This window comes from Monashia sp. HAY1-5C, from assembly GCF_056755255.1.
This window is the reverse complement of the sequence record NZ_JBPGXG010000125.1, coordinates 1-13,676: the sequence shown is the minus strand read 5'-3', so window position 1 is coordinate 13,676 and position 13,676 is coordinate 1. Positions and strand designations below refer to the sequence as shown.

Genomic DNA, 13,676 nt, shown 5'->3' with positions numbered 1-13,676 from the left:
CTTCCCGGTGGGTGGTCTGGCCCAGGGCGCCCTCGCCGATGCTTTCGGTCCGCGCGCCACGGTGCTCGGTGCAGGGATCGTGCTCCTCGCCCTGGCCGCGGTGCTGTCATCGTGGCGCGGGCGCCTGCGGATGCAGCGTCTGGACGATCCCCACGACGACCTGCTGCCCAGCATGGGCCGCAGCTGAGCGCCGCTGTGGCGCAGCGACAAGCGTTCCACCCTGCGGCACCAGTCGGTGGCGCGTGACGACGGCCGATGCGCACGATGGCACCCATCTACCCGGGAGGTCCACATGAACGTCACATCCGAGCCACCCACCACGCTGGCGCCCTCCACCGCGATCGACCGTGCGGTCGAACGTCTGGAGACCGCCTCACGCACCGGCACGCCCTGTGCACCGGTGCGTGACCTTCTCGGTGAGGACGACCTCGAGAGCGCCTACGAGGTCCAGCGACGCCTGGCGCACCGGCGGTCTCTCGCAGGCCGCCGTGTCGTCGGGCGCAAGATCGGCCTCACTTCGCCGGCGGTGCAGCAGCAGTTGGGCGTCGACCGGCCAGACTTCGGCATTCTCCTCGACGACATGGACGTGTCGGCACTGGCAGCGGTCCCGATGGCCGGACTGCTGCAGCCGAAGGTGGAGGCCGAGGTCGCGTTCGTGCTCGGCGCCGACCTGGACGCCCCCGACCTCGACGTCGAGGACGTGCGCGCGGCAGTCGACCACGCGGTGGCCGCTCTCGAGATCGTCGACAGCCGGGTGGCCGGCTGGGACATCGCCATCACCGACACCATCGCCGACAACGGGTCGAGCGCCCTGTTCGTGCTGGGGCGCGACCGCCGGACTCTCGAGGAGCTCGAGCCCGTCTCGGTGACGATGCGGATGCACGCCGACGGCGCCCTGGTCTCCGAGGGCAACGGAGCCGCCTGCCTCGGCGACCCGCTCAACGCGCTGCTCTGGCTCGCCCGCACGGCCCAGCAGGTCGGCGACCCGCTGCGCGCCGGGCAGGTCGTGCTGTCAGGGGCGCTCGGCCCCATGCACCCGGTGAGGCCGGGCTCCACGGTCCGTGCCGACATCACCGGCCTCGGGTCCGTGACGGTCTCGTTCGCCCCCGCCGAAGACCCTTCCCCCGAGGAGCACTCATGACCAGGACCAAGGTGGCCATCATCGGCCCCGGCAACATCGGGACCGACCTGATGTTCAAGGTGATGCGACTGTCCAGCACGCTCGAGGTGGGCGCGATGGTCGGCATCGACCCGGCCTCCGACGGGCTGCGCCGCGCGGCGAGCCTCGGCATCCCGACGACCCACGAGGGCGTCGACGGGCTCATCGCCCTCGACGGCTTCGACGAGATCGACATCGTCTTCGACGCCACCTCCGCGAAGGCCCACGTCGCCAATGCCGCCAAGCTGGCCGCGCACGGCAAGAAGCTCGTCGACCTGACGCCGGCGGCGATCGGCCCGTACGTCGTGCCGCCCGTCAACCTCGACCGGTACCTCGAGGACGACGGGGCCGGCGTCGAGAACGTCAACATGGTCACCTGCGGCGGACAGGCCACGATCCCGGTCGTGGCCGCCATCTCCCGGGTGACGACCGTGCCCTACGCCGAGATCGTCGCCTCCATCGCGTCGAAGTCGGCCGGGCCGGGCACGCGGGCCAACATCGACGAGTTCACCGAGACGACGACGGCGGGCATCGAGAAGGTCGGCGGCGCCCTGCGCGGCAAGGCGATCATCATCCTCAACCCGGCCGAGCCACCCCTGATCATGCGCGACACGGTGTTCGCCCTCATCAGCGAGGACGACGAGCAGACGCACGAGGCGATCCGCGCCTCCGTCGACGAGATGGTCGCGAAGGTGCAGGAGTACGTCCCCGGCTACCGGCTCAAGCAGCAGGTGCAGTTCACGCCCATCGCGCCCGACGAGCCGGTGCGGACCCTGCTGCCCAAGGGCGCTCCCGCGGTGACGACGAAGGTGAGCGTCTTCCTCGAAGTCGAGGGCATGGCGATGTACCTGCCCGCGTACGCCGGCAACCTCGACATCATGACCTCCGCCGCCATGCGCGTGGCCGAGAGCATCGCCGAGCGCGCGCGCCCGCGCGCCGGTTCGGCGGTGACCGCGTGAGCACCTCGACGGCCGACACCGACGTCGTCGCCCCCACCCCAGGAGACCCCACCGTGACCCGCCCGAGCACCGAGACCCACCTGCTCTACGTCCAGGACGTCACCTTGCGCGACGGGATGCACGCCGTACAGCACCGGATCAGCCCGAAGGACGTCGGCCGGATCGTCGCCGCACTCGACGCGGCCGGCGTCGACGCCATCGAGGTGGCGCACGGCGACGGGCTCGCGGGCGGCAGCCTCAACTACGGCCCCGGCTCGCACAGCGACTGGGCGTGGATCGAGGCGGCAGCCGAGAACATCACGCAGGCCACCCTGACGACGCTGCTGCTGCCCGGCATCGGCACCATCACCGAGCTGGAGGACGCGTACTCCCTCGGTGTCCGGTCGGTCCGCGTCGCCACGCACTGCACCGAGGCGGACGTCTCGGCCCAGCACATCAGCAAGGCGCGCGAGCTCGGAATGGACGTCTCCGGCTTCCTCATGATGAGCCACGTGAGCGACGCTGCGGAGCTGGCCACCCAGGCCAGGCTCATGGAGTCCTACGGCGCACACTGCGTGTACGTCACCGACTCCGGCGGCCGCCTGACCATGAATGGTGTGCGGGAGCGCGTGCGGGCCTACCGCGACGTGCTCGACCCGCAGACCCAGATCGGCATCCACGCCCACCAGAACCTGTCGCTCGCCGTGGCCAACTCGGTGGTCGCGGTCGAGGAGGGCGTCGTGCGCGTCGACGCCTCGCTCGCTGGCCACGGAGCGGGAGCGGGCAACTGCCCCATCGAGCCGTTCGTCGCCGTGGCCGACCTCAACGGGTGGAAGCACCGCTGCGACCTCTTCGCCCTGCAGGACGCCGCCGACGACCTCGTGCGGCCCCTGCAGGACCGACCCGTCCAGGTCGACCGGGAGACGCTGACCCTCGGTTACGCGGGGGTCTACTCCAGCTTCCTGCGCCATGCCGAGGCTGCGTCGCAGCGCTACGGCATCGACGTGCGCTCGATCCTGCTCGAGGTCGGGCGACGCAAGCTCGTCGGCGGCCAGGAGGACATGATCGTCGACATCGCGCTCGACCTGGTGGGTGCCCAGCAGCGCGCTGGCTGACACCTCCACCTGACGGCTGAGGCCGGCGTCCGCGGAGCGCGGCGCTGAGGACCCTATCGATCCTCGGCTGACGGCGGGGGCGAGTCAGCGCGGCTGCTTAATAGCCGCTGCCCCCACCACCACCGCCACCGCCACCGCCACCGCCGAAGACGATCGCGAGAACGACCACCACGACAGCCACTGCGACAAGTCCTGCGATCACCCATCGCTTGGGTAGCACCCTGACCATCCCTTCCATCGGGCGCCAATCCTTCAGGGTCGGCCACACACATCACGACGCACCGCGCCGATGCATGGTTCAAGCGTGCGACGGGACATCGCCCGCTCGACCTGGCGACGGACTCCGTCTGGAAGGTCCGTGAGGCCCCAGGAGGCTGCGTCCGGTGACCAGCGGGCGCCCGGGCTCTCAGCGCGGCGATACCGAAGCGCGGCGAGGGGTCGTACGGCCGCTTGGCCAGGGTGGGGTCGTACCCGGAGGCTCAGCGCCTCACCCTGGGCGGCCAGACAGGGGGACGTCGCGGATGCCAGTACGTTGAGCGCATGGCATCGCAGCTCATCACGACTTTGGTTGACGACATCGATGGCAGTGATGCCGCCGAGACGGTCAGCTTCTCGCTGGACGGCGTGGACTACGCCATCGACTTGAGCACCGTCAACGCTGCGGCACTGCGCCGAGCCATCGCGTCCTGGGCCTCGGCTGGTCGCCGTATGGGGGGAGCCCCGACGTCGCGCCGTGTTCTCAAGCCGGTGGGGGACTCCCGCGGTGCCTTGATCCGTGCGTGGGCCGCGAGGGAAGGTCTTGCCGTGCCGGCTCGCGGACGCATCCCGAGGGACCTGCAGCGCCAGTACGACGCCGCGCACTGACGCAAGGGCGTTCGACCCGCCGGCATCCGGAAGCCAGCGACACGCTCGGACATCGGAGCCGCAGCCAGAACTCCTGACTGCTCGGGCCGCCGGTCGGCGGCCGTGGGCGAGCCTCGCGTCGAAGCACCCCGACCGGGTGTCTCGGAGCGTCGCTGCGCGGTGCGGGCCTCGAGACGCCGACCGCGCTGTTCGGATGACACGCGCGCGACCGATTGGTCTTCAGACGGAGCGTTATCGAGGCGCACGTTCGACCGTCTCGTCGTCGCTGCTCTTCATGTTGTCGAGATGCAGCGGAGGACGAGGAGCCCACGCGGGGAACCCTGCCGAGTCGGTCGACTTGTGAGCCTTCAGATCTCCCAGTAGCCGAGCAGATCGGTGTCATCGCCCGCAGGATTGGGGCCGTAGATCGCGATCATCCGCGCATGGACAGGCGCCCAGTAGCGCCCGACCTGTCCTGGCGGGACGATGACGGTGTCCCCGGCGGAGGCGACGACAGTCGCTCCGCCGGACTCGACGTGCAGCTCGCCCTCCAGCACGACGTTCGTCTCCGAATGAGGATGACGATCCGACCAGCCTGCCGCCGTCAGCTCCCACTCGGACAGCGCCATGTCCGCCCATCCCTCGCTGTGGGGCGGCAGGATCCACCGAGTACGCATCCGGGGTCGCTCGGCCTGCGCCTGCAGTCCCGGGGCGCCGCTGATCACCCGCGGGGTGCTCGAATCTCGCGCGGGTTGCCCCGCCGGTTCCTGGCTCTTCGTCACGCGACGAGACTACGGCGAAGACTCTGAGAAGCGATGGGTGCACGTCCCGGGTGTCCTTCGGCGTCCGGGACATCTGTGGCTCCCGTCGCCGCCACCGACAACGAAGATCGAGGCGCCCCGCTCATCGGAACGACCGCGCGGAGCGCGGCATGGAAAGGCGTTCTGCGCGGCGGGGCCCTGCGTGGCGAGCACCCTCCTGGCGGCGTTGGACTGGGCCGCCGACCGGGCCTACGCGAAGGGGTTCGCTGGGGTGACGGTGGCGTGGGAGCCGACCGGGCACCGGTGGATGGTCCTGGCGCAGCTCGCTGCGGAGCGGGGGATCGGGTTCGTGTGCGTACAGCCGGCCGCGTCCTCATGGGCCCCCGCTGATGAGCGGACGGTGTCGTTCAAAGCCCTATGGCCCCATCTGGGCCGAAGGGTAGCCCGTTCCACTGTTCGGACCCGGGCGAGCGGTCGACCGGCCTAACGTTGACAGGAGGGGTGGTCGTATCGACCCCGCACGCTCTGGTGAGGAGTGACCATGACCCGCCCTCTCCTGCTTGTCGTCGATCCCGACCTTGATGCTCTCGCCCGCACGGAGGCCGAGCTGGCCCGGCGTTTCAGCGCGGACTTCCGGATCCGCGGTGAGTCCGACAGTGCAGTCGCCTCAGAGCAGCTCGAGCTCGCCGCCGCGCGCGGGGATCCCGTCGCGCTGGTCCTCGCCGATCCGTGGCTGCCCGGGCTCACAGGTGCCGAGCTGCTCCGCTCGGTGCGCACCCTCCACCCGAATGCCGCGAGGGCCTTCCTTGTCCCCTGGGGGGCGTGGGCCGACGGACGCACCGCGGACGCCATCCTGCGTGGCATGTCGATGGGTGACATCGACTACTACGTGCTCGAGCCGTGGACCTCCCCCGACGAGCTGTTCTGCCGCACCGTCTCGGAGTTCGTGCAGGCGTGGTCGCGCACCGTCGAGAACCGCCGGCGCGAGGTCGTGGTCGTCGGCGCAGCCCGTGACCCGCGCGGGCACGCCGTGCGCACTCTCCTGACGCGAAACGGCATACCCCACGCATACCTCGATCGCGGAACGCCGGAGGCGGTCGCGGTCCTCGAGTCGGTGGCAGCGCCGCGGCCCGCGGACCCGGAGGGACCCCTCGTCATCTGGTTCGCGGCGCTCGGCGGGCGGGTGCTGCTCGACCCGACGGACGTCGAGATCTGCCAGGCCTGGGGCATCGGCACCGACTTCACCTGGCCGGACGGGGTCGAGCTTCGCGAGTTCGATGTGCTCGTGGTCGGTGCCGGGCCCGCTGGCCTGGCGGCCGCCGTCTACGGCTCGTCCGAGGGACTGTCGGTCCTCTGCGTCGAGGAGCTGGCGCTCGGCGGGCAGGCGGGGACGAGCTCGCTCATCCGCAACTACCTCGGCTTCTCGCGGGGCCTCTCCGGCGCAGAGCTGGCCCAGCGGGGCTTCCAGCAGGCGTGGGTCTTCGGCGCAAGGTTCGTCCTGACCAGGCGGGTCACCGCGATCGAGCCGCTCGGCGACGGAGCGGGCTTCCTCGTGACAGTCTCCGACGTCGGTCAGGTGCGCACCCGGGCGGTGCTCCTCGCCACGGGGGTCGCCTACCGCCGGCTGGGGGTTCCCTCGCTCGAGGCCCTCACCGGGTCCGGCGTCTACTACGGCGCCAACGTCTCGGTGGCGCACGGCCTTGCCGGCGCGCACGCCGTCATCGTCGGCGGTGGCAACTCGGCCGGCCAGGCGGCCCTGCACCTGCAGCGGTATGCCGCGGACGTGACCATCGTGATCCGCACTCCGGACCTGTCCGCGACGATGTCGCGCTACCTCATCGACGAGATCGAGGCCTCCGACACCATCTCGGTCGTCGGCAACGCCGAGGTGGTCGGCGGGGGCGGCGACGGGTGGCTGTCCGAGGTGGTCGTGGCCGACCGGACGACGTTCGAGCAGCGGGCGCTGCCGGCCGACGGCCTCTTCGTCATGATCGGGGCGGAGCCGCACACCGCGTGGCTCCCGGACGCCGTCGTGCGCGACCGCTGGGGGTTCGTCGTCACCGGCGCCAACCTCCGCGAGTCCGGAGCCTGGAGCCTGGAGCGACCCGCAGGGGCCCACGAGACGTCGGTGCCCGGCCTGTTCGCGGTGGGCGACACTCGGGCCGGATCGGTCAAGCGGGTCGCCTCGGCTGTCGGCGAGGGGTCGGTCGTGGTGTCCGAGGTCCACCAGTACCTCGCGCTCCTCGACGCCGGGCGCCGCCCCGAGTCTTCGAGCGGCGCGGGCCGGGCGAGAGCGACGAGCACGAAGAGCACGGAGAGCACGGAGAGCACGGAGAGCACGGAGAGCACGGAGAGCACGGAGAGCACGGGAGCCGCCGGTCGCCATGGCTGAGCAGCCGTCCGCCGGACCGGCCGCGAGCACCACGGCGCCGCCGGATGGTCATGCCCGGGCGGGGGCCGCGCGTCGCCTCGCCGTGGGAGCGGCCGCGCTCGCCCTGCCGCTGGCCGGTCTCGTCGTGCTCCGGCTCTCGAGCGGCCTCGACCTGCAGTGGCAGCACGACACGACCCACTTCTGGATCGTCTTCGGCGCCGCTCTGCTCAGCGCGGTGACGGCATACGGCACGGGGGCAGCGGCCGCCCGACGCGGCGACCTGCGCGTCATGTACGTCTCGCTCGCCTTCCTCTCGGCTGCAGGCTTCCTCGGCCTCCACGCCCTCGCCACCCCGCACGTGCTGCTCGACATCCCGTCCGTCGGGTTCAACGTGTCGACGCCGACCGGCATCGCGCTGGGCTCGCTGTTCGCCGTCGCGTCCGTGCGTGAGGTCGCCGCGGACGAGGCGGCCGCCGCGATGCGCCGGGCACGCCGGCTCCGGATCGCGCTCCTGGTCGTCATGGCGGCGTGGGGCGTCGCCTCGCTCCTTCGGTTGCCGCCGTTCGACGTCGGCCCCGGTCCCGAGCACGGCTCGGGACCGCTGGTCATCGCAACGGTGGTCGCAGTCGTCCTCTACGCTGTGGCGACGGTGACGTACGGGCGGCTCTGGTGGCGGCGTGGTGGCCTGCTGCCGGCGGCCATGGCTTCCGCGATGGCGCTGCTGGCCGAGGCGATGGTCGCCGTCGCGGTCGCGCCCAACTGGCACCTGTCGTGGTGGGAGTGGCACCTGCTCCTGCTCGCGGCCTTCGCCCTCGTGGCATGGGGCGCGCAGCAGTCCTGGCACGAGGAGCGGTGGGCCGACCTCTACACCGCCGACACTCTCGCCGGGCACCGGGAGATGTCGATACTCTTCGCCGACCTCAAGGGCTTCACGACCTTCTCGGAGACGCACGACGCCGCCGTGGTCACGGAGATGCTGAACGCGTACTTCACCGTCGCGATCCCGGCCGTGGTGAAGCGGCACGGGGGCACGGTCGACCGGCTCATCGGAGACGCCATCATGGCAACGTTCAACCGGCTCGGTGACCAGCCGGACCACGCCCGTCGCGCGGCGCTGGCCGGCCTGGACCTGCAGACCGAGACCTCCCGGATCGCCGATGCGCACCCGGGCTGGCCGCGGTTCCGGGTGGGCATCAACTCCGGTGAGGTGGTGGTCAGCGTGCTCGGCAGCGAGGGTGGACGCACGGCCACCGTCATCGGGGACGCCGTCAACGTCGCCTCCCGCATCGAGGGCCAGGCGCCCGTGGGACGCGTAGCCGTCACCGTCAGCACCCTGGACGCCCTGCCGGGTGCGGTCACGCAGCCGCTCGGTGCCCTCACGCTGAAGGGCAAGGACGAGTCCGTCGAGGCCTTCGTGCTCGTGTCGCTTCCCGACCACACGACGTCCGCGCCCTGACACGGTCGGCCGAGCCCCGCTCGTCCGTGCGGTTGAGCGGCATGCCGCGCGCTGGGGTCGCCGGCCTGCGGCGGGCGGCTCGAGCGAGGGCGGCGGTGCCGGACCGGTCGGCGGATGCCGGGGCGAAAGGGCGGACCTCGTCGTCACTCCGGGCCGTTCATCAGCCCGGGTCCGGACCATCTCCCTCGGCGAGTGCGAGCAGCAGGTCCTCCACCGAGGCCTTGCGCCCGGTCTGGATCTCGCGCGCCCAGTCCTCGGCGGAGATGAGTTCCCGCGCTGCGGCCCAGGCCTCGGCCCGCTCCTCCTCCTGGAAGGGGTTGGGCAGCGACAAGCGGTCCCTCATGGCTTCCTCGGCGCCGATCAGGTGCGCAGCGCGCACGGGATTCGCGAGCGCGACGAGGATACGGTCCCGGAAGGCAGCTCCCGCACGGCGGCCTCCTTTCCCACCGTTCCGAGCGTGAGTGCTGGGATTGCGGCTCGTCAAGGACGTCGTGGCGCTTCCACAGGTGTGCCGGTGCGAGTTGACGCCAGCGCTGCCGCCCCGTCTCGAGGGCGCGTAGACCTTGCGCGCCAAGGGGGCGGCGCCCGCCTTCGCGGTGCGCTGGCCGACCGCCGTAAGACGTGCTCACCACGACCGTTGCCTGCCAGCGTTCGGGCATCGAGCCGAGGGCCCGGCCAATCCCGTCATGGAAGGGCACAGCCGGGCCGAGCCCCGGCACCGCCATCAGCGGCTACGGTCGAGGACGCCCACCTGGGCGGGAGTCGCCAGTGTGACGGGCGACTCCGCCACGGCGATGCTGCGCCAAGCCCTCCAGCGTTCCACGACCCTCAGCCGACCCTGTCCGACAGGGAGCCGGCCGCCTGGTCGACTCAGTGGGCTTCAAGAGGGGTGGTAGGGAATCCCTTGGCAACGAGCCAGATACCCAGGGCCAGCTCCCAGAGGGCCACGGGCAGTGCAGCCAGGACGGCGAGCGGGGACTGTGGGCCGTAGGCGCCCCAGAGGATTGCGGCATCGGAGGCCAGCAGCAGCGGGGCGCCGAGCAGGCCGAGCAGGGGGATGCCGCGTGGCACGAGGCGCGCCCGGTACAGCACCGACCCGAGGCACAGGGCGCTGAAGGCGGGCATGAGGCTCTGGCTGAGCAGGAAGGCCTGGTGGTAGACCGCGACGAGGACCTGTCCGGCGGTGACCAGGGACGCCGGATCCGAGGGTCCGGGGTTGTGACGCAAAGCGATGACTGACAGGAGGCTGACGACGCCGACGAGGATGAGGGCGCCTTCGACCAGCCGAGCGGCGAGGTACCCGAGACCAGCCGTCTCGCTCCATCCGCGCACCACCGGGACCAGCACGACGGCCGTGCCGACGCAGGAAACGGCAAGGAGGACCTCGAGCGTCGTGCCCGCCAGGACGCCGGTGGCGCTCCCCGCGCCCAGGACGAAGTCGGTGCGCTCCAGCACCGGGCGGTACAGGCCCAGAGTCGGCACGGAGGTCAGGAACGTCAGCAGATACAGCGCTCCGGCTACGAAGGCGGTGCGCCTCGTCGCTGAGTGGCGCTGTCGGGTCGGCGTGGACAGGCGGGCGGCAGGTGACATGAGAGGCTCCTCGAATCGGGTGTACGGCGTACACCTCGTTGGCCGGAGCGTAGGTGTACGGTGTACACGTGTCAACGCTCATCGAGAAGCGTCCTAACCGGGCACCCTTGAGCCGCGACCGGGTGTTGATGGCTGCAGTGCAGCTCGCCGACGATGAGGGCCTTGCCGGGGTGAGCATGCGCCGGCTGGCGCAGCGGCTCGGTGTCGTGCCGATGGCGCTGTACAAGCACGTCGCGGACAAGGACGAGCTGCTCGACGGGATGGTCGACGTGGTGATCGACAGGTTCGCCGCACCGGACCCGGCGCTCGGCTGGAAGGACCGCGTACGCCAACAGCTCCTGGCGGCACGTGGAGCGGTCCTGAGCCACCCCTGGGCTCGCCGGGCGATCGAGTCGCGCACCAGACGCACCGCGACGGTTCTGGCCTACATGGACTCGGTGGCCGGCATGTTCATCTCCGCCGGGTTCTCCGCCGACCTGACCCACCACGTCATGCACGCCCTGGGCAATCGCATCTGGGGCTTCAGCCCGGAGATGTTCGACGAGTCTGCAGGCGAGGCCGACTCACCCACCGAGAGCCAGCCCGAGGAGCGGCCCGACGCCGAGCAGCAGGCTGCCTTCGCGCAGCGATACCCGAACATCGTCCAGATTGCCGTGGCGGCGATGGAACGCGATCGCCCTGACGGCGGTGCACACGGGTGCGACGAGCAGTTCGAGTTCGAGTTCGGTCTGGACCTGCTCCTCGACGGCGCCGAGCGCCTGCACCGAGCAGGCTGGAGGTCAAGCACCACCGGACCGGACTCATAGGTCCGGTCGTCGACGACTCTGTGGACGAGAGGCACCCGCCGCCCGGTGTTGGCGTCCACCAGCGCCCTGTCTCGAATCGGCCGCTTGAGACGGACGGCGACCAGGTGGCGACTGCGGGTTGACGCTCCAGGAGGTCGAGGATGAGTGGATGGTCGAGGGGGGCCGGCACGTGCGCGCACCACTACGCAGGCTGGGGACGGGCTCGCACATTCCTCAGCCACATTCGCATGTCCGCGACCGACTGGTGCCCGCATCCTTGAGCGGACCGAGCCCGCTTCGCTCCCCTCACCGGCGGCCATCCCGGCACCCTGCGGCCCGCGATCCGAGGGCTTCGCGCGGGTCGGTGCCCGGCGCCTACGTCAGATGCACGAGGCGCCCGATGGTGCCGTCGAGGACTGTGGGCGCTGAGGGTCTTCCTTTCCGGGAATCGGCCCGAGGATCTCCTGGTACGGGGGCTTGACGATGCGGCGAGTCATTGCGGGTCTTGCATGTCTGCTGGCTGCGGTCACCACCGCGGGGCCGGCCTGGGCCCAGGAGGGAACTCCGGATCTGGCCGTGACCCTCGCGTGGGCCCGGAACGGTGGGCCACACGTACGAAGTGGCGAGACTGCGACGTGGACAATGACGGTGACGAACCTGGGAGATGCGACCGCGCCGGCGGTCGAGGTGCTAGCCAGTGGTTCCGACCAGTTCGGCCGGTTCACGTCCAGTTGCGGCGAGCAGCTCTGCGTCCTCGGGGACCTCGAGCCGGGAGAAGCTCGGACTGTCACGTTCTCGGCCACGGCATGTTTGATCCAAGCGGGAGACCCGCCGGCCCGCCGCATCTGGTGGGTTACCGGGTCCGCGTGGACGGCAACGGACCCGAACCCGTCGAACAACACGGCGAGCCTGGACGTCAGGATCACAGGCTCTGCCAACTCCTCGTGCTTCGGTGCTTGACTGCCCCGCTCAGGCCCTTGCCGCTCGTGGGCAGACGCACGGGGCGGTGCCGGCGCCCCGAAGTCACGCGGCCGCACGCACGAGACGACGCAGTACGGACGTGCGGATCGGTTGCGGGTGCATTTCGGACAGGTGTCCACGCGCCCAGCGAGCGATGGCTTGGTTCGGGCCGTCGGCCGCGCTCATCCGAACCCGCAGTAGCCGGGTCGGGGGCCTTGGCCAGCAGCTCGACTGCGTCAGGGGCTGCCTGACAGATCCATGATGTCGCGTGCCAGGCGGCACGTGTTCGGCAAAGCCGCGGACGTCTTGCGCCTATCGTGGGTGCAGTGACCGAGGGCCCGACTCGTCCCCTGCTCTTCCTCGACGTCGACGGGACGCTGATCCCCACAGCCGACGTGCAGATGCCATCGACGCTCGAGGACTGGAACACGACGTGGCAGAGTCCCTCCAACCCACGACTCGCCACCATCGCGGCCGAGCACGGCCAACGCCTCATCCGGATGTCTTGCGATGTGGTCTGGGCGACCGCCTGGATGCACGATGCCAACCGGGTGATCGCACCCATCCTGGGTCTGCCGGAGCTTGCCGTTGTCGAGTTCGGCGAGTTGCCCGGGATGGATGAGACCGTCTGGTCGGAGGATGACCAGGCGGCGGCCCTGAACTGGAAGACGCAAGCTCTCGTCGAGCTCGCGTCGGGCCGTCCGTTCGTCTGGGTCGATGACGAGCTGACCGATGTCGATCGCGCCTGGGTGTCGGCGAACCACTCCGGCGCAGCCCTGCTTCATCGCGTTGACTCAGCCGTCGGGCTGCGCGCGGCGGATCTTGCCGTCGTCGAGGAGTGGCTCCGCTCGATGTGAGCCGCGGTCCGCGCCGGGTCGCACGAGAGCGGCCGCTTAGGCCTCCGTAGCGAGGCGCACGCAGAATCCTGCGAGAACGAGCCCTCCGGCGGCGTCCACCGCGCGCCGCACGGGGCGGCGTTGGAGCCGGTCACGCACCAGGTCGACGAACCCGACGACCGCCAGGCACCAGATGGTGCCGAGGAACGGCACCGTCCACGCGTGCATGAGCCAGGTCGTCCACGGTGCGTCCGGCGCCACGAACTGTGAGAGCAAGGACAGGTAGAAGACGAGGATCTTCGGGTTCGTCGCATTGCACAGCAACCCCTGCCGGTACGCTGCCGCTGCGCTCATGCGGGGGCCCGTCCCGACGTCCGGGTGGTCGGCGCGCACCGCACTGCGCAGCATTCCGAAGGCCAGCCACGCCAGATACACCACGCCGCCCCACTTCAAGGCCAGGAACAGCGGCTGAACACGCACGATCACACCAGCCAGCCCGATCGTCACCAGCAGCCCCTGGATCGCAGCGGCGGAACTGACACCTGCCGTCGTGATCGCCCCCCGACATCGACCACCGCTCAACGTGTTTCGCACGATGACGGCGAAGTCCGCCCCCGGCACCAGGACCAGCGCAACGACGACGACGATGAAGGACCAGGTCACGCCTGAACGCTACGGGAAATCGCGTCCGCCTCATCCGCAGACGCTCGACGGCATCGGGCCGAAAATCCGTGCTGCGACGACGAATGCGCGCACCTTCGTGGTGACCTGGTTGCTCGTCGCGCGGCGTAGAGCTCTGGACGCGTGCCGGCCGAGGGTCTCGATGTCGGGGATCGGCACCCTCGTTGCACGACGTCTCGTC

General features: G+C 70.7%; 15 protein-coding genes. 11 read left to right on the top strand and 4 right to left on the bottom strand.

The genetic code is table 11. The annotated features are described in order from the left end of the window. The 5 genes from ACR9ZK_RS16930 to ACR9ZK_RS16910 all read left to right on the top strand — a co-directional run. Positions 1-187: hypothetical protein (locus tag ACR9ZK_RS16930; RefSeq protein WP_481343120.1), on the top strand; the 187-nt coding region annotated here is incomplete at its 5' end. Positions 188-292: 105 nt separating this feature from the next. Next, positions 293-1,141 (top strand): 2-keto-4-pentenoate hydratase, encoded by an 849-nt coding sequence (locus ACR9ZK_RS16925; protein ID WP_481343119.1) that lies wholly within the window; start codon positions 293-295, stop codon positions 1,139-1,141. Then, on the top strand, positions 1,138-2,118 hold the full coding sequence (locus ACR9ZK_RS16920; protein ID WP_481343118.1) for an acetaldehyde dehydrogenase (acetylating): 981 nt from the start codon (positions 1,138-1,140) through the stop codon (positions 2,116-2,118). Before ACR9ZK_RS16925 ends, ACR9ZK_RS16920 begins: the two co-directional genes overlap by 4 nt. Beyond that, positions 2,115-3,212, top strand: coding sequence for a 4-hydroxy-2-oxovalerate aldolase (gene dmpG / locus ACR9ZK_RS16915; RefSeq protein WP_481343117.1), 1,098 nt, complete (start codon positions 2,115-2,117; stop codon positions 3,210-3,212). Before ACR9ZK_RS16920 ends, dmpG begins: the two co-directional genes overlap by 4 nt. A gap of 540 nt (positions 3,213-3,752) precedes the next feature. Further along, positions 3,753-4,076, top strand: coding sequence for a histone-like nucleoid-structuring protein Lsr2 (locus tag ACR9ZK_RS16910; protein ID WP_481343116.1), 324 nt, complete (start codon positions 3,753-3,755; stop codon positions 4,074-4,076). A 347-nt stretch (positions 4,077-4,423) separates the two neighbouring features. Here ACR9ZK_RS16910 and ACR9ZK_RS16905 read toward each other — a convergent pair whose 3' ends face one another. After that, positions 4,424-4,837: a cupin domain-containing protein gene (locus ACR9ZK_RS16905; RefSeq protein ID WP_481343115.1), complete on the bottom strand. Its 414-nt coding sequence runs from the start codon at positions 4,835-4,837 to the stop codon at positions 4,424-4,426. Positions 4,838-5,357: 520 nt separating this feature from the next. Here ACR9ZK_RS16905 and ACR9ZK_RS16900 point away from each other — a divergent pair. Together ACR9ZK_RS16900 and ACR9ZK_RS16895 are read left to right on the top strand one after the other, a co-directional pair. Continuing rightward, positions 5,358-7,208 carry an NAD(P)/FAD-dependent oxidoreductase gene (locus ACR9ZK_RS16900; RefSeq protein ID WP_481343114.1) on the top strand — a complete coding sequence of 617 codons (1,851 nt, stop codon included), beginning with the start codon at positions 5,358-5,360 and terminating at the stop codon, positions 7,206-7,208. Beyond that, positions 7,201-8,643 (top strand): adenylate/guanylate cyclase domain-containing protein, encoded by a 1,443-nt coding sequence (locus ACR9ZK_RS16895; protein WP_481343113.1) that lies wholly within the window; start codon positions 7,201-7,203, stop codon positions 8,641-8,643. Before ACR9ZK_RS16900 ends, ACR9ZK_RS16895 begins: the two co-directional genes overlap by 8 nt. A 160-nt stretch (positions 8,644-8,803) precedes the next feature. On the opposite strand, the gene ACR9ZK_RS16890 is transcribed toward ACR9ZK_RS16895, so the two are convergent. Beyond that, positions 8,804-8,986 carry a hypothetical protein gene (locus ACR9ZK_RS16890; RefSeq protein ID WP_481343112.1) on the bottom strand — a complete coding sequence of 61 codons (183 nt, stop codon included), beginning with the start codon at positions 8,984-8,986 and terminating at the stop codon, positions 8,804-8,806. Between the two features lie 527 nt (positions 8,987-9,513). Then, entirely contained in the window at positions 9,514-10,233 is a 720-nt protein-coding gene (locus ACR9ZK_RS16885) for a DUF4386 domain-containing protein (RefSeq protein ID WP_481343111.1), read from the bottom strand. A 68-nt stretch (positions 10,234-10,301) separates the two neighbouring features. Between ACR9ZK_RS16885 and ACR9ZK_RS16880 the strand changes: the two genes are divergently transcribed. From ACR9ZK_RS16880 to ACR9ZK_RS16870, 3 genes are all read left to right on the top strand, one after another. Beyond that, on the top strand, positions 10,302-11,039 hold the full coding sequence (locus ACR9ZK_RS16880) for a TetR/AcrR family transcriptional regulator C-terminal domain-containing protein (protein WP_481343110.1): 738 nt from the start codon (positions 10,302-10,304) through the stop codon (positions 11,037-11,039). A 462-nt stretch (positions 11,040-11,501) separates the two neighbouring features. After that, the gene (locus ACR9ZK_RS16875) at positions 11,502-11,978 is read left to right on the top strand and encodes a hypothetical protein (RefSeq protein ID WP_481343109.1); all 477 of its coding nucleotides are present in this window, start codon (positions 11,502-11,504) and stop codon (positions 11,976-11,978) included. Between the two features lie 326 nt (positions 11,979-12,304). Continuing rightward, entirely contained in the window at positions 12,305-12,835 is a 531-nt protein-coding gene (locus tag ACR9ZK_RS16870) for an HAD domain-containing protein (protein ID WP_481343107.1), read from the top strand. Positions 12,836-12,871: 36 nt separating this feature from the next. On the opposite strand, the gene ACR9ZK_RS16865 is transcribed toward ACR9ZK_RS16870, so the two are convergent. Then, on the bottom strand, positions 12,872-13,477 hold the full coding sequence (locus ACR9ZK_RS16865) for a LysE family translocator (protein WP_481343106.1): 606 nt from the start codon (positions 13,475-13,477) through the stop codon (positions 12,872-12,874). Here ACR9ZK_RS16865 and ACR9ZK_RS16860 point away from each other — a divergent pair. Beyond that, positions 13,461-13,676, top strand: a 216-nt coding sequence (locus tag ACR9ZK_RS16860; RefSeq protein ID WP_481343105.1) for a hypothetical protein, incomplete at its 3' end; no start/stop codon positions are given. The two genes, ACR9ZK_RS16865 and ACR9ZK_RS16860, sit on opposite strands and share 17 nt — an antisense overlap.